This window comes from Pseudoalteromonas sp. Cn5-37, assembly GCF_021532495.1.
GTDB lineage: Bacteria > Pseudomonadota > Gammaproteobacteria > Enterobacterales > Alteromonadaceae > Pseudoalteromonas > Pseudoalteromonas simplex.
In genome coordinates, this window is the sequence record NZ_JAKGBA010000005.1 from 144,336 (window position 1) to 163,672 (window position 19,337).

Here is a 19,337-nt window from a genome sequence, read left to right on the forward strand (position 1 = left end):
GGTAAGCTCCTAATTTAAACTATTCTCAAGCGCCATAGCGCAATGAAGTGCTGTACTATCAAGTAATGGAATCGATGTATCTGCTTGTTGAACTAACAGCGCTATTTCGGTGCAACCAAGAATAATGGCTTCAGCACCTTGCTGAGTTAGATTATCAATAATGGTTAAATACTCGGCTTTAGATTCTTCCTTGATAACGCCTTTACATAGTTCATCATAAATCACACGATGCACTGTTTCACGCCCCTGTGCATCAGGGATTAACACGTCTATGGCGAATTTATCTGCTAAACGCTGCTTGTAAAAGTCTTGTTCCATAGTGGTCTGTGTACCCAACAAAGCCACTTTCTTAAAGTTATGTTGGATCAGGTTTTCACCAACTGCATCAGCAATGTGTAATAAAGGAATTGCAACCGCAGCTTGTACTTGCTCAGCTAGTTTATGCATCGTGTTGGTACAAATTAATAAATAATCCGCGCCCGCGGCTTCAACTTGCTTAGCGGCCTTAATGAGTATCTCGGCCATCTGTGGCCAATCTTGTTGCTGTTGAAGCATAGCTATTTCGGCAAAATCGAGGCTAACGAGTACTATCTTGGCACTATGCAGCCCCCCAAGTTTGTTTTTAATGCCTTGATTTAAAAGCTGGTAGTAACTTTGTGTAGACTCCCAACTCATGCCACCGATTAAGCCTATTGTTTTCATTGCAGCTCCCTTTTATTTACTTAACACCATATGATATTGCACAGAACAAAGCTAGCAGATCATTATTTTACTAACAGATCGACTTAGTTGGTTCAGTTTCACTATTTAATACGTGCATGCAAATGATAACTACTATCTTTTCTGTTTGTCGGCGATATAATACGGGGTTTTCTTCTCGTGTTATTTTTTAAGGGATTATCATGCATTCTCAATCATTAGATGCAGTGACTACCAATCGCCCTAAAAATACAGCTAAAAAGCGCTCTGTGAGCCTATCTTATCGTGTTGCTGTGTTTTTGCGTTTCGTTGCAGCCATCATTGGTGGTTACGCCTTTACCAGTGTGCTTATTTCATTACTAGCTGTGTTATTACCACTTAATAAACTCGACAGCGTGCTGTTAACCACGACTCTATCGGTATTTTTTTACTGTTGTGTGTTTATTTGGGTGTTTGCAGTTAAGTCTTTAAAGACTGTTTGGATCACTATTTTACTAACAACTGGTGGGCAATTGCTGGCCCTTTCATTGATTAAGGATTGGTTATGAAAGAGAGCTTTTTCCGCTCAATGACTTGGCTTCATACCTGGGTTGGCTTGCTGGTATGCTGGTTACTGTTCTTAATCTTTTTTGCTGGCACCATCAGCTTTTTTAAAGATGAAATCACTATTTGGGCTAAACCCGAAACACACAATGTGCAGCATCAAGCACAACGGGTTCAGTCTCAAGCCGAGCAAATTAATTATGTGTTTGCGCAATTACAGCAACAGGCACCTAATTCATTATCTTGGCGGATAAACTTACCTGAGCCACGTAACCCTGTTTTAAGCTATGGGTTTGCTGAGCCTAAACAGCCAGGCCAGCGCCGAGCACCTTTCAACTATACACATCTAGATCCTAATACCTTAGAGCAATTACCCGAACCTCGTGAAACAAAAGGCGGCAACTTTTTCTATCGCTTACACTTTGATTTACATTACATAGATGTATTTACTGCACGGATAATTGTTTGTTTAGCCTCATTATTTATGTTGGTAGCGCTTATAACAGGCATCGTGATCCACAAACGTATTTTTAAAGATATGTTTAGCTTCAGAGCAAACAAAGGTAGTCGAAGTTGGCTTGATGCACATAATGTTTCGTCAGTGCTGGCATTACCATTTCATATCATGATCACCTACACGGGTATTATTACACTGATTTTTATGCTGTTCCCCTACCCTGCCGAGACTGTATATGAAAATGGCTTAAGGCAAATGTTTGATGAGGCATTGCCTATTAATAAACGTGCAAAGCCCAGTGAAGAGCAGCGCCCTATGGTGGCAATCAAAGATGTGTTAGATCAGATTTATACTAAGTCACCGAATGCTGATATTAGCTACGTGTTTGTAAGAAATGCGAATACTGCTTCCTCACAAATCGTGGTTTATTTGGCAACCGGCAAAGAGGTTGTAGATAACGGACCACGCTACTTATTCAATGGTGTAACGGGCGAGCTTGAAGCGAGTTCTGGCGAAGATTGGAGCGCTTCGGCGCAGTTTTATGACTCAATGACGGCATTGCATAGCGGTCGTTTAGCGGAGCCGTTGCTGCGTTGGTTGTATTTTTTCTGTGGCGTAGCTGGCTGTGCCATGATCGCTACAGGCTGCATTATGTGGGCAAAACGCTTACGCGAGAGGCTCAAAGCAGAGCAAAAACCAAGCTTTGGTTTAAAGCTTGTTGAAAGTCTTAATTTAATAACTTTAATGGGCTTGCCGCTAGCAACTTCAGCGTTCTTCATTGCTAATCGTTTATTGCCTTTAGAGTTAGCTGGGCGTGCCGATAAAGAAATACTCGTGTTTTTCTTAACTTGGCTTGCGGTGGCGCTTTCGGCTGTGAGCAGTATAGAAAAACGCCACTGGCGCTATAATGCATGGCTCAATGCAATAGCTTGCTTTCTCGTGCCCGTGGTAAATGCACTGACAACAGATGGTAATTGGATCACGTATTTACTAACTAATCAATGGGCCTTATTCGGTGTTGATAGTGCGTTTATTTGTGCTGGCGTATTGTTTTTACTACAAAGCAAAAAAATAGCTAGTCACAAAGCTGTTATTAACAAGGCAAAACCAAGTAAAAATAGGGTGTTAAAGGAGCAACAAGGATGATGGAGTTACTGCAATTTAGTCTCTGCTTTTTAGGGTTTAATTGTTTTGCGCTGGCAAAATTCAATCATTTTCGTGATGTATTTAAAAAGAAATTAACCGAAAAACAACGAAATAGCTTTTTAGCCAGTGGCTGGATCAGTATTTTACTAAGTTTGGTACTTTGTGTGCTGTCTGATGCTGGGTACGGCGCATTGCTGTTTTGCGGCTATATGGCTTTAAGTGTGCTTATGCTCATGATTTTATACAGTTTTACTGTTTCATGGGTAAAGCATGTCAGTGTATTTACTATGTCTATTTTACTGTTGAGTGGCTTTTCGGTGATGATTTTGTAGTTTAGTTAGTAAAAAACTGATCTGATAGCAATTTGCAATAATGCTTAATTGATCAAATTTGTTTAAAAAAATGGGTAGGCAATGCCTACCCTAGCAGGGGATTAAATTGGGGGATCACATGTTGCTTCAATTTAACGACGCTAAGTTTGCCTAGCATCCATTACAGTTGTGTTGCACATTCGTGATAGTTTAAAGACAGTTGTAAAGCCCCTTTACAAGCTATTATGGTCAACATAGATAAGTTCATCTGTTTTAAAGCCATATTCTTTTGCAGTGTTTATAAAGTCCTGCATTTGCTGTTTTGTCACGGTCGGTGTGCGCGACAAAAACCATAAATACTCTTTGTTATAACCTGTGATATAAGCGTATTGATAATTTTGCTTATCTAATTCAAACACCACGTAAGAGCTGTAAAATGGTCCAAAGAATGAGACTTCTAAGTGGCCTATGTTTTGTTCCTCTGCAAACTTCGCTTTACCTTCAGCTTGCTGCCATTCTTTATCTTCGGCGCTGTAACCCTTGTTGATAACCTTCACACTGCCATCTGGGTTAATTGAGTATTCGGCGGTAATGCCCTCAAGGCCGCGTTCAAATGAATGATCTAAACGTGCAATTTCGTACCATGTTCCTGTGTATCTGTTTAACTCAAAATTATCGACGGGTTTGATGTTGTCTGGCACGCCTGTACACGCAGATAAAATGACTGTGATACATAAAACCCCGATTAACTTTAATGATGTTTGCACGTTTTTACTCCCTTTAAAAATTAAACAAATTAATACGTTAATAGCACTAATTTAGTTCAATTACGGTAAACTATTAATGTCTAAAATTAAAGATTGAGAACAGCATGAAGATTTGGGTTGATGCAGACGCCTGCCCCGTCGTTATTAAAGAAATATTGTTTCGTGCCGCAGAGCGCACACAGACCTTTACCACATTAGTGGCGAACCATGCGATGCGAGTACCACCCTCAAAGTTTATTAGCCGTTTGCAGGTATCTTCGGGTTTTGATATTGCCGACAACGAAATCGTTAAACGTATTGAGCCGAATGATTTGGTGATCACCGGTGATATTCCCTTGGCTGCAGAAGTCATCGAAAAAGGCGCACAAGCTCTTAATCCGCGCGGTGAATTATATACGACCGAAAATATTCGCTCACGTTTAAACGTTCGTGATTTTATGGAAACTATGCGCTCAAGTGGCGTTGAAATGGCCGGTGGCCCACCGCCGTTAAGCCAAGCAGACCGCCAAAACTTTGCAAATAATCTTGATCGAATCCTAGCTAAACAGTTATGAGTGTCGTTAATAGTGCGCCACTGCAGGGTTTTGGTGATGATGCGTTTAAAGTCGCTGTTTATATAGAAAAGCGCCCGCCGATGCCTGCTTGGCAACAGCTTGATCATTTGCATGCAATGCAACCCGGCCAAATAAACGAAATAAACCAAGCATGTGGAAATGGTTGGCGCAAAGTTTTTAACGTGTATGGCAAAGTGCTGTTTGCACTACCAAGTGAATATTATGATTTTGCAAAAAGAGCATCTGATTGGCAGAGCTATCGCGATGAACAACTGCTGCAAGCACACAGCCAAACTACATTACTGTTTAGTCCGCCGATATTAGGCAAACCAGAGCAATTGCATATAATTGCAGGGCGAACACATGCTAAACAGCTTATAAATGACGGACTTTTGCATTGCCAATTAACTTGGCTTGATGATGAATTTGCTATTAGTAAATCAGATAAAGTGATTGTTTGCCCCTATTTTGATTATCGCCAGTTAAGTAATATTAAAATTGCACGACTTAGCCAGCTTGTTGCCGATATTTTTTCTTAGTTTCTAGTTTATTGCGTTATTGAGTTAGCAAACTAAGCTTTAAATACTGTAGAGCTTAATAGGAGTTTAGATGAAAACTCTGATCGAATTGTTAAAGTGTGAAAAATGGAGCTAAACCGATGTTTAAGCATTTACCAATAGTGAGTTTGTTTACAGCTAGCTCTGTTATGGCGAGTGCTGAACAATTGACTTTATATACTGAAGTGTTCCCACCCTATAATTTTGTGGAGCACAATCAGCTCACTGGTATTAACACCAAAATCATGGAATCTTTGTGCGAAAGAGCTAAGTTGAGCTGTACGTTTAGTGTATTGCCTTGGAAGCGCGCAATGTCACTAACCCTCGCCCAACCGAATGCAGGAATTTACTCTACTTCACGTACCGCAAAGCGAGAAACTCAATTTTACTGGGTTGGTCCTTTGGTATCTGGGCATTCATGTTTCTATCGCTTAAATGATCGAAACGACATTAAAGTAACGAGTACACAGTCGTTGCAAAACTACACCATTGGCGTATCTCGTGGTGATGTATATCAAACCGTTCTTGCTGATTTTAACCTTACTGAAGGCCAGCAATTTTTAACTTACTCAAAAAAGTTCGAAGAACTTAAAATGTTTAAGCAAGGCAAGCATGATTTACTGATTGGCTCCTCTCTCACTCTATCAACACAATTGATGAATGTAGGTATGAGCCCAGACCAAGTCACACCTGTATTTGAGTTAAAGCACCCTGCTTTAGTGGGTAATTATTTAGCACTTAACAAAAACACATCGCCGGAGGTAGTTACTAAGCTGCAACACGCCCTCGATACCATGAAGCAAGAAAACCTGATTGACCCTTTTGTTGATCAGTTTGTCGAAGAGGATAGGCACTCTCACGGCGAAGCATCCAAAGTATCAGAGCAGTGCTTAAATGGCTCTGCCATTTACTAAGTTGGAGTGATTTTAGGTAAGTTAGCCGCTATTTTTCTTATTTTTGAAGTCAATCGTGATTTTTCGCGCTCGAACGCAAAGCCATTGCCTCATCTTAAATTGCTTTTTATAGTGATAAAAATAACAAAAAGGGCAAAAAACTATGAAACCAACTCCACTCTTTAAAAGTTTAGTGCTAGCAGTATGCTTAGGCGCAACAGGCGCTGCTCAAGCTTACGATCGCATCACAGGTCATAACTTTGCTAGTCGTTCTGAAGTCATCGCACAATCAGGGATGGTTGCAACATCACAGCCGTTAGCTACGCAAGTAGGCTTACAAGTTTTAAAAGACGGCGGTAATGCTATTGATGCGGCTATTGCAGCAAATGCAGTACTAGGCCTAGTTGAACCAACAGGATGTGGAATTGGCGGCGATTTATTTGCCATTGTTTGGGATAACAAAAGCAAGCAACTTTACGGTTTAAATGCCTCTGGTCGTTCACCACAAAGCTTATCTTTTGATACTTTAAAAGCACAAGGTGACTACATTCCTGCTTATGGGCCATTGCCTGTGTCGGTACCTGGTGCGGTAGATGGTTGGTTTGAGTTACATAAAAAGTTTGGCAAAACACCAATGAAAGCCTTACTCCAACCTGCTATCGACTACGCTGAAAATGGCTTCCCTGTGTCTGAACTGATTGCCTATTACATGCAAAAAAGTGTGGCTGCGCGTGGTAAATACCCAGGCTTTAAAGATGTATATATGCCTGATGGGGCAATGCCAGAAAAAGGAGAGATCTTTAAGAACCCTGCCCTTGCAAACACCTATCGTAAAATTGCCAAAGGCGGCCGCGATGCTTTTTACAAAGGCGATATTGCTAAAGAAATAGGTCGCTACATGAAAGAAAACGGCGGCTATTTATCGTATGAAGATTTAGCTGCCCACCATAGTGAATGGGTTAAGCCTGTGAGAGCCGATTATAGAGGGTATACGCTTTGGGAGTTACCACCAAATGGCCAAGGTATTGCCGCACAGCAAATTCTTAATATTCTTGAAGGTTACGATATCAAAGCAATGGGTTTTGATAGCCCAGAATACGTACACACCTTTGTTGAAGCGAAAAAACTCGCGTTTGCAGATCGTGCAAAGTACTACGCCGATCCTGCGTTTAACACTATTCCCGTACAAACACTTATTTCGCAGCAATATGCTGATGAAAGGCGTAAACTGATAGACCCTAACAAAGCTGCAAAACGTGACCACGCAGGCCCAGTAGAAGGCGATACCATTTATATGACGACCGCCGACAAAGACGGCAACATGGTTTCGCTTATTCAAAGTAATTATCGTGGCATGGGCTCAGGTATGACACCTGCAAAATTAGGCTTTGTATTGCAAAACCGTGGCGAAATGTTTGCCCTTAAAAAAGGCCACATGAATCAATATGAGCCAGGCAAACGACCATTTCATACAATCATTCCTGCGTTTGTCACCAAAGATGGCAAGCCATATATGAGTTATGGCGTAATGGGCGGTGCCACACAGCCACAAATGCACGCTCAAATACTTATCAACATGATTGATTTTGGCATGAACCTACAAGAAGCCGGTGATGCACCGCGTATTCTGCACACAGGTTCATCGCAACCAACCGGTGAGATTATGGAAGATGGTGGTTTTGTTAGCTTAGAGTCAGGTTTTTCAATGGAAACCCGCCGTGAGTTAATGAAAAAAGGCCACACCTTACAAGACGCGGTTGGCCCATACGGTGGTTATCAAGCAATATTGAAAGACCCAAAAACCGGCGTTTATTACGGCGCATCTGAAACCCGTAAAGATGGTCAGGCCGCGGGGTATTAGGCTATTGTAGGTTGGGTAGAGCGGAGCGAAACCCAACAGGCTAGCGAGTTTCAAGAGTAAAGTTAGCGAGCTTTGATGTAGTAGCGATTTCACATCGCGTAGGCGTGAAATTTATTTCACGCGATGGTTCATGGTTCGCTAACTCCCAACCACCTACCCTGCAAATAAGATCAAAATCAGCGTTAAGCCGTTTTTCTGAATATCTTTAGTACCGATAAAAAATTTATAGTTAGCAATGCATTACGTTATTTGTTAAAAATAAGTTTATTAAATATGTGAGCGTGATATCGACAGAAATATGCGTGTCGCATAAATACTAAAATGTTATGTTTTCCCGAGGTTTAATTGAAATTTGTAAAGTATTCTTCAAATGGCAACTCAGTTGGTTTGGATGATAATATCAATTGCTATTGGCAAATTAATGAACTGGGCGAAATTATTAAAAGTATTGAGATACAACCAAATGCTGAGCTTCTTAAATATTCGAAGCAGCATCAAGCTGATTCTTATGGTCAATTACCCGAAGGTATTATAACACCAGATAATTTAAATGATCGGAGTTACGGTACTTGTACGCTTTTAACAGAAAATGACTTTGACAAAGTGTGGTCAAAAAAGGCGATCAACTTTAATTGAAAACATAACAAAGTGCTTAAGGGCGGACGCAAAACGATTGGCTTGAGCTCCTTCGTCGCAAATTTTAGCAAAGCATTTTGTGAGATTTAACACGGCGTTATGTCATGAAGAATAGTATCCCAATTTTACTTTTGCTGTTGAGTGTAAGCTCGGTTTGCAATGCGAAAATTGATATTGAATATCGAATAACAGAAGTCGCAAATAGCAAGTTAAGCTACGGTCTTAGTGTAAGAGCTCCGGCTAGTGATTCTAAACAATTAGTTCCATATTGGCATCGGAAAGCTAAAGAGATATGTGGCTCACAAAATTATAAAAACTCGCAGTTAATAAAAAAGGAAACTCAATGTGGAGATGCACTAAGAGTTAATAGAAGCGGACAAAAATGCGAAGTTATTCCAGCCTCAGTATTTGGCACACTCCGATGTGAAAGCATATAACGAACTGTTTCATAGTGAACAAAATTCAGTTGGCTGATTTGGCTCCGCTCCAGTTTATAACCAAAAAATTGCATATTAACAGGGGGTTAGGTGCGCATAGCTAAACGTTTGAGTCTTTTATTATTTTTGTTTCTTCCTCGATTGGTTTGCGCTTGTATGTTACCAAATCAAGGTGAAGAATATGATTCGTTAATTAAACTTGAAAAGTTAGAGAGTGAAAACAGTTATCGTATCTCGATTCCTCGAGTTATTGAAAACTCTAGTGGCTGGCCAACTGTAACGTTAATTTATACTTCTCACGATTTAGACAAAGATTGTAAAGAAGAAATCCTTAGTGATGGAACTCAACTGTTATGCCTCCCTCAAGAAGAGAATCGTGAAGAATTAACTCTAAATAGCACTTGGAAAAAGGCAATTGACTGGCTATCAAATAATAATTTGTACGAAGGAGAGATTCAAATCATGGAGCAAGAAAACTACTCAGTCGAAATTTCTGTAATGTGGGAAACCGAATTGTGTTTAACATTTGGGCGTAAAGCAATTGGCGGGTAGCAAGCATATCTAATAAGCGCATTAATTAATGAACGTCTTAAGCTTAGTTGGCGCTCGTTCATAGTTAATTATAGTCAAGCTTAATACGCCCTATTTTGCGGTATTATATTTCTTGGAGGTAGGGTTTGAAGATTATCTCTGCAAAATTAAATATTGAACCTTTTCACTCTCTTAATAAAAAAGATATAAAACGTATTTTTTCTTTGGTTCCTGAAGAGTGGAAAATGGCTATCGATCAGGTTGTTTTGAGCTCCGAGTTGTTCGAAAACTCTCGCTTTGATCGACCAGTAATTCATAGTTCAATAAGTCGCAGGTTAAACGTACTTTCTCGTGGTCTAACCAAACGACGCATGGTAAAAGAAGTATTACGTGAGCTGGCATTAAATGGAGGTGTAGCACAATCAGGCTTCGCAAACCATGTATGTAAAGCTGAATTAGTCAAGCTGGATGAAACAGTTGAGCCATTTGTTTTAGCTTTTTTTGAAGATGAAATATAGCAAACAAATGTTGTTGTTCACTGCGTTCCCAAGGATGTAAACACCTGAGCTAAGTCATTTAGCTCCGTATTTTAGCCAAGCTTAAAAGTGGCCCCTCTTGAAGTTTTGGTAGCGAATTACTAGAGTAAAGTTAGCAATGTATTACGTTATTTGTTTATAGTAGATTTACTAAATACATTAACGTGACGTCGCCAGAAATATGCGCGATGCATACATTATAAAATTTTTATCTGCTATGAGGAAATCACTATCAGTTACTCCGAAAAAGCACTTATTGAATGTTGCAATTTGATTGCGGAAGACTTAGGTGTTCCAAAACCAAAATCAAACGACGTAGTAGATAAATTAACGGAAATTCTAGTTAACCGGGAAAGCTATATTTGCATGGAACAAGGCATTATTACTCAAGACGAATTAGCTAACCTTGTGTTTCAACACCTCTATAACTTGGTAAATAGGGAGTTCGCTTCTACCCATTCAATAACCTGCTCAAAAGGTGTTGAAATACATGCCAAAATTAAACGAGCACTTTTACAAAATGCCATATAACAAACGTATGAATTCGTTACCTTCGGCCACTCAGACAAAAATACGGCGCTGCTTCGCAATTAAAGCTCAGCATCTTTGCCCGTTATGGGGAATAAGCGTACTCGATGATTCAGATTAATAAAAATAGAATCGAGATAAATGGAAACATTGTTGAGTTGCCATACTCAATTTTGGAAGCCAAGGAATTAGACCAGAGCATTTTAGTTATTTTCGACTACATGGAGTTTTCTCAAAATTCCGTAGCACGAAATTTCCAATGTATAAATCTAGATGGCTCTGTTTTATGGGTAGCAGAAAACCCTACAACTCAGAGTTCAGATGCTTATGTTAACTTTACAAGTATAGATCTAAACGGTAATCAGGTTGTCGTAAATAATTTTGCAGGCTGTACGTGCACAATAGATCTAGCTGATGGTAAGTTACTAAAAGGTGTGTTTTCAAAGTAGCGCCTAACACATATGAACCTTCTCGGATCAAGTAAGCATAACGATTCTTTTTAGCTGCTTTAAGCAGCTAATTTGTCTTTGTAATCTTTTAAATCTGTTTATCTTCGGTATGTCTGTTAGCCGTTAAAAATCGTTTACGGCAAACACATATTGAGGGTCTCTTATTGCGATCTTATCGCTGCCTAAATCAGTCAGTACATCAATTGCTTAGGGCCACTAGACATTTATCGGTTAACCTTAAACTGGCGCTACTCAAGGATATGGCTCATGTGTCCAGTTAGTTAAAGGCTCAGTTAAGGTGCAAACGATTTAATTCATTACAAAATTAATGCGCACCAATGAGGTGTATAATCAAGGCCAAATAGCTTATTACATCGACAACACTTACCTGCGAACACAGCTTTTGCTGACTAAAACACAAATAATGCGTGGTTGTTCATGCCTATCTAGTTAGGCGAGCAGCTCACCTCATTGTGCGACTTAGCTTTTTAAAAACCTTTCATCATCGAATACCGTCTTATTCTTCAACATAAAATACACACAACGCCCAAGCTTGTGGGCAAGGACAGATAACGCTTTGGCTTTGCTCATACGCTTTTGCAGTTTGTTTAAGTAACGACGAGCTTTGTCATTGCCGCGTAAATAGAGTACAGCGGCTTCGCTAAAGGCCCATTTTAAATGACCATTACCAATCTTATTACCACTAGTACCATAGGTTTTACCAGCGGACTCGGCTTTACATTTCACGAGTCGGCAGTAAGAAGCGAACTTTTGTACAGATTCAAAGCGGTTAATGTCTCCAATCTCATACAAAATAGTCATCGCTAAAATAAGACCAATACCTGGGATGGTGCGAAGCTGAGTATAATAATTTGGCTGATGCTGCTTTGCTTTGCCCTCTAAGTAATATTCAAGCTTTTTAAGCTCTTCTGCGTAACTATCGAGAATGGCGAGGTCGAAGTTGATATTGCGTTGAACGGCTTGGTCTTCAAAACGCGTTTGGAATTCTTGACGAACACATTTGTTCTTCATATGTAGCTCAAGTGCTGGATAGTTGTATTGGCTATTAGTGTTAACTATATGTGCTTTTAATTGTGCCCCATGTTGAACGAGCTTAGTTCTTCGACGGAGTAAATCACGAGTAGAACGCATATGTGCGGGGTAATTGTAAGCAAGTGGAAAGTTACCACCTCGTAATAGGCTAGCAATTTTATATGAGTCAATTTTATCGTTTTTGGCTTTGCCTCCGTGAATCGCTTTCATGTAGAGGGCATGAACAAGCACAAAATCAATACCCTGTTCAGCACATAAGTCACTGACCCAATACCAGCAATGCATGCACTCAACGCCAATAACGATATCTTCGAGGTAAGGGGAAATGAGTTTAAGTAATGCGGTTTTATCGGCTTTTATTTTCTGGTGAACAACTTTGCTGCCGCGATCATCAAGGATACAAACGTATAAAATGCGTGCATGTAGATCAATTCCACAATAATATTTATGATAATTAGTATAAAATTTCACTGAGCTGTCTCCTTTTGGTTTGGTCGCCTTGAAGTTTAGCTGTTCGCTAAACTTCGGGGAGAAGGTTCAATAAGTATCAAGTAACTAAAAAGGACACAAAACCGCTGGCTTGTGCCTCTTCGTCGCCAATTATAGCCAGCTATTTTTTGCTTCTTAGTTGGGAGCTAGGTAACAGGAAATGGGAACTGAAATACTTGTATTGACTTACTTAACGACTCCATTGATATTTGTGATAAATATGGCCTTGTTGTTTAAAGGCAAATTCCCCAATTCAAAAGCTCTCGTGCTATTGCTCCTAAATGTTGTTTTCATGGGCTATTTTATCGTGACAGGACTATTCAGCGAGCACTTTATCCAAGCTTACTTCGTAGGCGGCTTTTTTCTCATTCCATTTCAAATTATAGCGTTATTAGTTGCTAAACTATTAAGCTCTAAAATCAGTAAGTTAAATGAGTTAAATAACATAAATCGCGCGAAATAAATTTCACGCCTACGCGATGTAACTTTACTCTTTCCCCTCGTAGCTCGCTAACTTGTTGGTTTCAATCTGAGAGCTGACGGCTGAAAGCTGACAGCTCACTTAACTAGCTAACTTGTTGGGTTTCGCTGCGCTCTACCCAACCTACGAGTTGACAGCTCTAGAACGTAGCTAACTCCCAACCACATACCCAGCAAAACCAAGCACTTTAAAATACTGTTTTGGGGTGCTGAAGCGGGTTTCATTCATTAACTCTGAAAAACGAATTCGGTCTAATGGGTAAAACTCGTGCTCTAGGTTGTGGCGCATGCGTTCTACGCCGACTTCGGTTAAACCTAACTGCGTACACAGCTGTAGTTGAGATTCGCGCTCAAAAGCGGTTTCTGGGCGCATTAAATCGGCAATGTATAAGTTGCTCGATTTTTTAAGTTTGCTGTGAATCGCTTTTAATAGCGCTTTTTTATCGCCGTTATCTTCAACAAAGTGCATTACCAGTAAACACAGTGCGGCGTCACATTGAGTGTCGATGTCGTTGATATCACCGCAGTGTACTGTTACGCGATCGCTAATGTTATGCTGGCCAAACTGTTGCTCGGCAATATCGAGCATGTCTTGTGAAATGTCTTGAGCAATAAATTGCCAGCTTGGTTTTAGCGCCGCTAATTCAATGATTTCTTTACCTGTTCCGGCACCAATCACTAAAATGCACGCTTCATCGCTCAGCGTGGCTGCAAGTTGTGCCGCGGTTGCTTGATGTAATAGCTCATAACCTGGAACTAGGCGCAAAATGCGTTCGTCGTAATGATTTGCTTCTTCGTGGTTAAAAGTTGGCATGCTAATCCTTTAAATAACTGAGATGGTCGAATAACCACCTGGTTTTTTCGCCACATGCACTTGCGTGGCAACGCGTTCGGTCATTTCTGATACGTGCGAAATAACCCCTACTTTGCGGCCTTGTGCTTGTAGTGAATCAAGAGCATCCATCGCGATGCTTAACGTTTCACTGTCCAACGTACCAAACCCTTCATCGATAAACAAAGAGTTTATTTGCACTTTATTCGACGACAACGAGGCAAGCCCTAGCGCCAGTGCTAACGATACCAAAAATGACTCACCGCCCGATAATGTATTAACAGAGCGCTGATCATCGGCCATGTCTTTATCGATAATTGCGATATCGAGCGTTTGCCCTATGGCTGTTAATTTGTAGCGTTTATTTAGTGTCTGTAAGTGACTATTCGCGTAGTGCAGCAGTATTTTTAAGGTTTGCGTTTGCGCTAAATTACGCATGGTTTTGCCGCTGGCATCCCCTAAGACCTTATTGAGTAAATGCCAGTGCTCATAGCTTTTTTGCTGCTCAACCAATTGCTTTTGTTTATCAGCCAGCGCTTCGCTATTTTGTTGATGGGTTTTAAGCTCAGTCGCAACTTGCAATAATGCGTTATTTTCTTGTACTTGTTGCTCTGTGGCTTGATTAAGCTGTAATTGCAGCTCATCTTCACCGAGAGCTGGCTTGTCTTTTTGGTGCTGAGCCAGCGCCTGCTGTCGCTGTTTTAAAAGAGCCTCAGCGTCTTTTAAGCTGCTCTCGGCGGTGTGGTAATCTGCCAGAGTTTGTTTAATTTCAGCGGGACTTATCGTTAATAGCTGACTAACTGCTTGCTCATCCAAACTTGGGTGCTGCGCTTTAAAATCATTAAACCAAAGGCTAAATCGCTCATTAAGCGCCGCTTGCTCTGCGGTGAGCTCTTTTTCACGCTCGTCAATATTGGCGATTTGAATGGCTTGTTCGTCACGCGCCTTCACCGCATTACTATGGTTTGTCTGGGCAAGTTGCAGTGCCTGCTGCGCTGAATCTATCGCCTTTTCAAGCTCTGCTATAAACTCATCTACCGATATCGCCGCGTTACTAAATAAGCCCTCGCGCTTTGATTGTATCTGCGTGAGTTCGTTTTCAGTTTGGCTTAGTTGCTCGTTGCACTGAGATAAGGAGGTATGTGCTTCGTTAAGCTGCGGCGTTACATGTGCAAGGTGCTGCTCAATGGCTTTTAAGCTAGTTTTAAGTTCATCCGCTGTTAGCTGCGAAGCTTGATAAGCCTCAACGTGCTCTGCAATGTTCTCTAAAGAGATGCTTTGTGTATTGAGTGCCTGCCACCAAGGTGCACTGGCGAACTGTTGATTCAGTGTCGTGTAAAGCTGCTGATGCTCATCATTGAGCTCGTTTAAACGTGTTTGCTGATTATTCAGCTGTTGCTGTAATTCGTTTAATTGCTGCTCTTTGCCATGTAGCGCTTGCCCTTGCTGATTATACTCAGCTTGCTTAGCCGCAAGCGTGTTTTGCAGCTGTTGTTGCTGTTCAAGGGTTTTGTAGTATTGCTGTTTTTGCAAGCTGAGCTGTTGTTGACGCTCGTTTAACTGATCTTCGGTTAAATCATTTAGCTCAGTACGATTAGCCGCCATGGTTTCTTTGAGGTTCTGTTGTTGAGCGCTCAGTTCCGAGATTTGCCCGCTTAACGAGCTTATCTGTTGGCTGCATGCCGCCAGCTCATTACTTTTAGCTTGCTGTAATGCTTGCTGAGCTTTTAAGTGCTGTTTGGCGTTAGTTAGTTGGTTGGTAAAGTCGTTAATAAGTTGACTAAATTGCTCGTTAACCATTTCTTCATGCATAAAAGGGTGCTCTTTTGAGCCACATACTGCACACGGTTCCCCTGCCTTTAAAGTGGCGCGTAACTGGCTAACCCCTTCACTGGCTCTTAACTGCACTTGCTGTAAGTTTTGCTCACAAAACGAAACCTGCTGCTGTGCTTGCTCTGCCCCTTGCTGTGCATCTTTTAATGCTGTTTGTAGTTGCTGCTCCGTTTGGCTTAAAGTGTTTAGCTGGGTTTGCCAATTTTTTAACTGCTGATGATTAGTTTGCCATACTTGGCGCTTTTCAATCAGGTGTTTAATCGCATCAAGCCTAGCGTCGATATCTGCCATTGATTGGGTGTTTAAACTCGATTTAAAGGCGGTATCTTGCTCATTTAGGCGCTTAATTTCTTGCTCAAGGGCTTGATATTGAGTTTTACACTGCTGCGCAGCTGCTTGCTGCTCATCAATTTTAGGTTGAAGAGCTTTTACGTTTTGCTGTGATTGGCTAATTGTGTGCAGTTGCTGGCTAAAGCGGCTTAACTCACTTTTAAAGAATGACCAGTCTTTTGCTAATGGTTGCCATTGTGCATGTGTTTCTAAATAGCTATTTATTTGCGCTTGTTGATCGAGCTGTTTTTGCTGCTCTGCTTTATGGCTGTTTAGTGTATTAGTCAGCTCTTGATGATGGTGCTTAGCTTTCTCTGCTTGTACTTTTTGCGCCGCTGCTTGCTGGTTTAATACAGCAAGTTGCTTATCTAACTCTCGGGCCTGGCTAATAATAGGCTGCGCGTCTTTTTGTGCTTGCTTTGCTTGGTTTAGTTGCGCGGTTTGCTTCTCAAGCGTTTGCTCAGCGTCTTTGAGCAGTGTTTTATGATCAACATTTAAAAGCTGCTCACGGTTTTTAATAAGTTGCCCATGTTGAGCAGCAATCGAAGTAACGCGCTCGCGGTTATCTTTTATTTCTAGGCATTGCAGGGCTTGTTTCGCTTCAGTGGCTTTTTCAGCAAGCGCGTGCATTTGTTGCTGTAATTCTTGCTTTGCTTGCTCTGCCTGGTTTAGCTGTTGTTGCTGCTGAGATGCTTGCTTGTACCACCCTTGGTACTGTTCAAATTGTTTTATTTGCTTTTGCAACTCAGCAAGTTTAGCTTCAAGCGCTTTTTGTTCTGCTTGTTTCGTTTCGACCTGTTCAGGGCTTAAAACCTGATAGTTACTTAAACTTAACTTTAACTGCTCTAATGCTTGCAGCTGCTCACGATGGCGTTCAAAAATTCGCTGACCAATACGGCTAAATTTATCGGTGCCTGTTAAGCATTCAAGTAGTTGCGCACGCTCATCCCCGGTTGCTTTTAAAAATGCCGCAAATTCATGTTGCGCAAGAAGTACTGCTCTTGAGAATTGCTCAAAGCTCAAACCAATAATACGCTCGATTTCTTTACCTGCCGCGCTTCGATCGGCGATTAGGGTTTCATCAGGTAAAGAGTGCAGGCTATGTTGTGCAGGTTGTAACTTGCCATCGGCTTTATTACGCGCTCGGCTAAAGCTTAACCTTGCTCGGTACTGTTGTTTATCTTGGCCAATAAAGTCGACTTCGGCATAGCCCTGCCCTGCCCCGCGGCGTAATAAGTTTCGCGAGTCATTGAGTTTGATATTGTCGCCGTTAAAGTCAATTTTATTGCCTGTATCGCCGCGTAACCTTGCTGTTTTGTTATAAAGTGCTAAGCAAATGGCATCGAGTAATGTGCTTTTACCGGCGCCGGTATCACCGGTGATGGCAAACAACCCTGCTTCTTTTAAAGGCGAAGCGCTAAAGTCGACTTCGGCGTCTAAGATAGAGGCTAGTTGGTGAACACGAATCGCTAAAATTTTCATAGTAGGTCCTCTGCATTCAATTCATCGATCACTTGGCTTAGTAAGCTTTCTAATTCTTTTGGCACCGCCTGCCCTGCCATATCTTTATTGTTTGCAAATGCTTGCTCTAAAAGTGAATGTGGATTTAGCGCTTCAATTTGCGAGACATCTTCAAATAGGGTTTGTTCATCGTCTTGCTGGCTGCTTTGTTGTCGCACCCTTTCAATACCACAAAACTTAACCTGCTTACCTTCAAGGGCTTGTTCTATTTGCTCTCTGAAAGTGGTGTCAGTGTCATGGGCACTCAATTTAACCCGCAGATAGGGCGCTAAATCTTCATCCGTTAAATCGAGCTGTTTTATAAGTTCACAGAGTTCGTTAAGTGGTACGCAGTCTTTTTCTGGTAGCAACATGACTTTACAAAAGCTAGGAATGTAAAGGGGGTTTACAGAAGTACCGGAGTCACTAAGCTCGACTAGCACAACTTGATGTTGGTAACGCCTTTCAGAAAATGACATCGGCATTGGCGTGCCACTGTAGCGAATGGTCTCTTTCTTCGCGACGGTTTGAGCCTTATGAAGATGCCCTAGTGCAACATAATCAGGCTGATCAGTAAATATGCTTGCCGATATCGCATCTTCACCACCAATCACTAAGTTACGCTCAGAATCAGATGAGATGTCTCCGCCTTTTGCATGCAGGTGGCCCATGGCAATTAATGGCGCGCTTGGTAATTCGCTTGCCGCTTGTAATGCATCTTTGTAAGCAAAGGCAACGGCTTGGTTGTAACTTAACGGTTGCTCTTGTTGACGGTTATAACTGCTTAAATCACTACTTCGTAAAAACGGCATAGCAACAACATTCGCATCGCCGTTTTTTGTGCTGATTGGCAGTACTACTTCATGAGGAGCATTACTATCAAAGCGGCCAACAACATGGGTATCAAACTGAGCCAATAAAGGTTTTGCCGCCATAATGCGATTTGCTGAATCATGGTTACCAGCAATAATCACTATGTGTAAGTCAGGGCAATGCTGCTTAGTGATTTTAATAAATTGGTAGAGTTGGTTTTCTGCGCTGGCAGGAGGTGTCGCCGTATGATAAATGTCACCCGCAACCAGTAGTAAGTCGATCTGTTCTGACACAAGCGTATCGGTTAACCAAGCTAGAAATGCTTGATGCTCATCGAATCGGGAGTGCTCGTAGAATTGTTGGCCTAAATGCCAATCAGATGTATGAAGGACTTTCATTAAACGCTCTTATTATTTATTAAGAGCGTCAATATACCTAAGCTGAGCCAAGATGCCCAGCCTGGTTTGTTAACTTAAGCTATACCAAGCAAAAACCACCATTGGCAAAGCTAACAATGCCATGATCATAGGTACTTTAAGCGCTTTAGTTTGCTTAGCTTGTAAAATCTTAAGGGCATTTGTTTCATTACATGCCGCTACTTTGTCGATATAAAAATACCCTGAATCTAGGTACTGTTTACAATTTTGTTCGTCCGCTGGAATTGCAATTAGTTCTTGTTGTTTTTTTAGGATATAGAAATCCATACGCTCACCGAATTCTATGCTGATTACCAAACATTTTGGGGATTAAAATGCATGCTGCGTAGACCCCAAAATCAAAAAAGTGGGCGATTTTAAATATAAATGGCAGTAAATTTCAATAGCAAATGCTACAAAAATTACTTAATTGCAAAAAATAATTATGGATAGGGTCAAAATAACCAAAGAAGATGACCAAATTAGCCATTTGTTAGCTCTTTTAATCTCTGGTTTTGTTCGTGATAGGGCGTCTGATTCATCACATGCATTGATGACCTCAACAAACTTAAAACCACGTTCTTGGTACTCGTTTAAGATTGATTCTTGCGCAGGAATGGCTGCTAAACGAGAGTCTTTTTTTACAATATAAAACTTCATCTAATCACCCTTTCATCATTAACTAG

At 41.1% G+C, this 19,337-nt stretch carries 20 protein-coding genes; 12 read left to right on the forward strand and 8 right to left on the reverse strand.

The window, feature by feature from the left end; translation table 11 throughout:
• Positions 1 to 9: 9 nt before the first annotated feature.
• Positions 10 to 702, reverse strand: coding sequence for an aspartate/glutamate racemase family protein (locus tag L1266_RS09585; protein WP_235377421.1), 693 nt, complete (start codon positions 700 to 702; stop codon positions 10 to 12).
• Between the two features lie 200 nt (positions 703 to 902).
• Here L1266_RS09585 and L1266_RS09590 point away from each other — a divergent pair, with 200 nt between their 5' ends.
• The 3 genes from L1266_RS09590 to L1266_RS09600 are packed head-to-tail and all read left to right on the forward strand — an operon-like array spanning position 903 to position 3,177.
• On the forward strand, positions 903 to 1,247 hold the full coding sequence (locus L1266_RS09590) for a hypothetical protein (RefSeq protein ID WP_206004023.1): 345 nt from the start codon (positions 903 to 905) through the stop codon (positions 1,245 to 1,247).
• Positions 1,244 to 2,845: a PepSY-associated TM helix domain-containing protein gene (locus tag L1266_RS09595; protein ID WP_054553365.1), complete on the forward strand. Its 1,602-nt coding sequence runs from the start codon at positions 1,244 to 1,246 to the stop codon at positions 2,843 to 2,845. Before L1266_RS09590 ends, L1266_RS09595 begins: the two co-directional genes overlap by 4 nt.
• Positions 2,842 to 3,177, forward strand: coding sequence for a DUF3325 domain-containing protein (locus tag L1266_RS09600; protein WP_054553366.1), 336 nt, complete (start codon positions 2,842 to 2,844; stop codon positions 3,175 to 3,177). The genes L1266_RS09595 and L1266_RS09600 overlap by 4 nt, the downstream gene beginning before the upstream one ends.
• Before the next feature lie 212 nt (positions 3,178 to 3,389).
• On the opposite strand, the gene L1266_RS09605 is transcribed toward L1266_RS09600, so the two are convergent.
• Positions 3,390 to 3,923: a lipocalin family protein gene (locus tag L1266_RS09605; protein ID WP_054553367.1), complete on the reverse strand. Its 534-nt coding sequence runs from the start codon at positions 3,921 to 3,923 to the stop codon at positions 3,390 to 3,392.
• Between the two features lie 104 nt (positions 3,924 to 4,027).
• Here L1266_RS09605 and L1266_RS09610 point away from each other — a divergent pair, with 104 nt between their 5' ends.
• The 9 genes from L1266_RS09610 to L1266_RS09650 all read left to right on the forward strand — a co-directional run bounded on the left by L1266_RS09610 (position 4,028) and on the right by L1266_RS09650 (position 10,905).
• Positions 4,028 to 4,477, forward strand: a complete 450-nt coding sequence (locus L1266_RS09610) for a YaiI/YqxD family protein (protein ID WP_138599750.1) — start codon at positions 4,028 to 4,030, stop codon at positions 4,475 to 4,477.
• Positions 4,474 to 5,016 (forward strand): DUF6942 family protein, encoded by a 543-nt coding sequence (locus L1266_RS09615; protein ID WP_138599749.1) that lies wholly within the window; start codon positions 4,474 to 4,476, stop codon positions 5,014 to 5,016. The genes L1266_RS09610 and L1266_RS09615 overlap by 4 nt, the downstream gene beginning before the upstream one ends.
• Before the next feature lie 119 nt (positions 5,017 to 5,135).
• The gene (locus tag L1266_RS09620; protein WP_138599748.1) at positions 5,136 to 5,948 is read left to right on the forward strand and encodes a substrate-binding periplasmic protein; all 813 of its coding nucleotides are present in this window, start codon (positions 5,136 to 5,138) and stop codon (positions 5,946 to 5,948) included.
• Positions 5,949 to 6,090: 142 nt separating this feature from the next.
• Positions 6,091 to 7,788 (forward strand): gamma-glutamyltransferase, encoded by a 1,698-nt coding sequence (ggt, locus tag L1266_RS09625; RefSeq protein ID WP_235377422.1) that lies wholly within the window; start codon positions 6,091 to 6,093, stop codon positions 7,786 to 7,788.
• A gap of 345 nt (positions 7,789 to 8,133) precedes the next feature.
• The gene (locus L1266_RS09630) at positions 8,134 to 8,424 is read left to right on the forward strand and encodes a hypothetical protein (RefSeq protein WP_166338207.1); all 291 of its coding nucleotides are present in this window, start codon (positions 8,134 to 8,136) and stop codon (positions 8,422 to 8,424) included.
• Between the two features lie 104 nt (positions 8,425 to 8,528).
• Entirely contained in the window at positions 8,529 to 8,861 is a 333-nt protein-coding gene (locus L1266_RS09635) for a hypothetical protein (protein ID WP_235377423.1), read from the forward strand.
• A gap of 156 nt (positions 8,862 to 9,017) precedes the next feature.
• Positions 9,018 to 9,413, forward strand: a complete 396-nt coding sequence (locus L1266_RS09640) for a hypothetical protein (protein WP_235377424.1) — start codon at positions 9,018 to 9,020, stop codon at positions 9,411 to 9,413.
• Positions 9,414 to 9,538: 125 nt separating this feature from the next.
• Positions 9,539 to 9,910 carry a hypothetical protein gene (locus tag L1266_RS09645; RefSeq protein WP_235377425.1) on the forward strand — a complete coding sequence of 124 codons (372 nt, stop codon included), beginning with the start codon at positions 9,539 to 9,541 and terminating at the stop codon, positions 9,908 to 9,910.
• Between the two features lie 653 nt (positions 9,911 to 10,563).
• The gene (locus L1266_RS09650) at positions 10,564 to 10,905 is read left to right on the forward strand and encodes a hypothetical protein (RefSeq protein WP_235377426.1); all 342 of its coding nucleotides are present in this window, start codon (positions 10,564 to 10,566) and stop codon (positions 10,903 to 10,905) included.
• A gap of 480 nt (positions 10,906 to 11,385) precedes the next feature.
• Here L1266_RS09650 and L1266_RS09655 read toward each other — a convergent pair whose 3' ends face one another.
• The 6 genes from L1266_RS09655 to L1266_RS09680 all read right to left on the reverse strand — a co-directional run bounded on the left by L1266_RS09655 (position 11,386) and on the right by L1266_RS09680 (position 19,311).
• Positions 11,386 to 12,429 (reverse strand): IS110 family transposase, encoded by a 1,044-nt coding sequence (locus L1266_RS09655; RefSeq protein ID WP_235377427.1) that lies wholly within the window; start codon positions 12,427 to 12,429, stop codon positions 11,386 to 11,388.
• Positions 12,430 to 13,078: 649 nt separating this feature from the next.
• Positions 13,079 to 13,741 carry a class I SAM-dependent methyltransferase gene (locus tag L1266_RS09660; RefSeq protein ID WP_138617169.1) on the reverse strand — a complete coding sequence of 221 codons (663 nt, stop codon included), beginning with the start codon at positions 13,739 to 13,741 and terminating at the stop codon, positions 13,079 to 13,081.
• Between the two features lie 9 nt (positions 13,742 to 13,750).
• A complete protein-coding gene (locus L1266_RS09665; RefSeq protein ID WP_235377428.1) occupies positions 13,751 to 17,404 on the reverse strand; it encodes an SbcC/MukB-like Walker B domain-containing protein in 3,654 nt (1,217 codons plus the stop codon).
• Positions 17,401 to 18,633, reverse strand: coding sequence for an exonuclease SbcCD subunit D C-terminal domain-containing protein (locus L1266_RS09670; RefSeq protein ID WP_235377429.1), 1,233 nt, complete (start codon positions 18,631 to 18,633; stop codon positions 17,401 to 17,403). Before L1266_RS09670 ends, L1266_RS09665 begins: the two co-directional genes overlap by 4 nt.
• Before the next feature lie 69 nt (positions 18,634 to 18,702).
• Positions 18,703 to 18,939 (reverse strand): hypothetical protein, encoded by a 237-nt coding sequence (locus L1266_RS09675; RefSeq protein WP_054553375.1) that lies wholly within the window; start codon positions 18,937 to 18,939, stop codon positions 18,703 to 18,705.
• A gap of 138 nt (positions 18,940 to 19,077) precedes the next feature.
• On the reverse strand, positions 19,078 to 19,311 hold the full coding sequence (locus tag L1266_RS09680) for a hypothetical protein (RefSeq protein ID WP_054553376.1): 234 nt from the start codon (positions 19,309 to 19,311) through the stop codon (positions 19,078 to 19,080).
• Between the last annotated feature and the right edge of the window lie 26 nt (positions 19,312 to 19,337).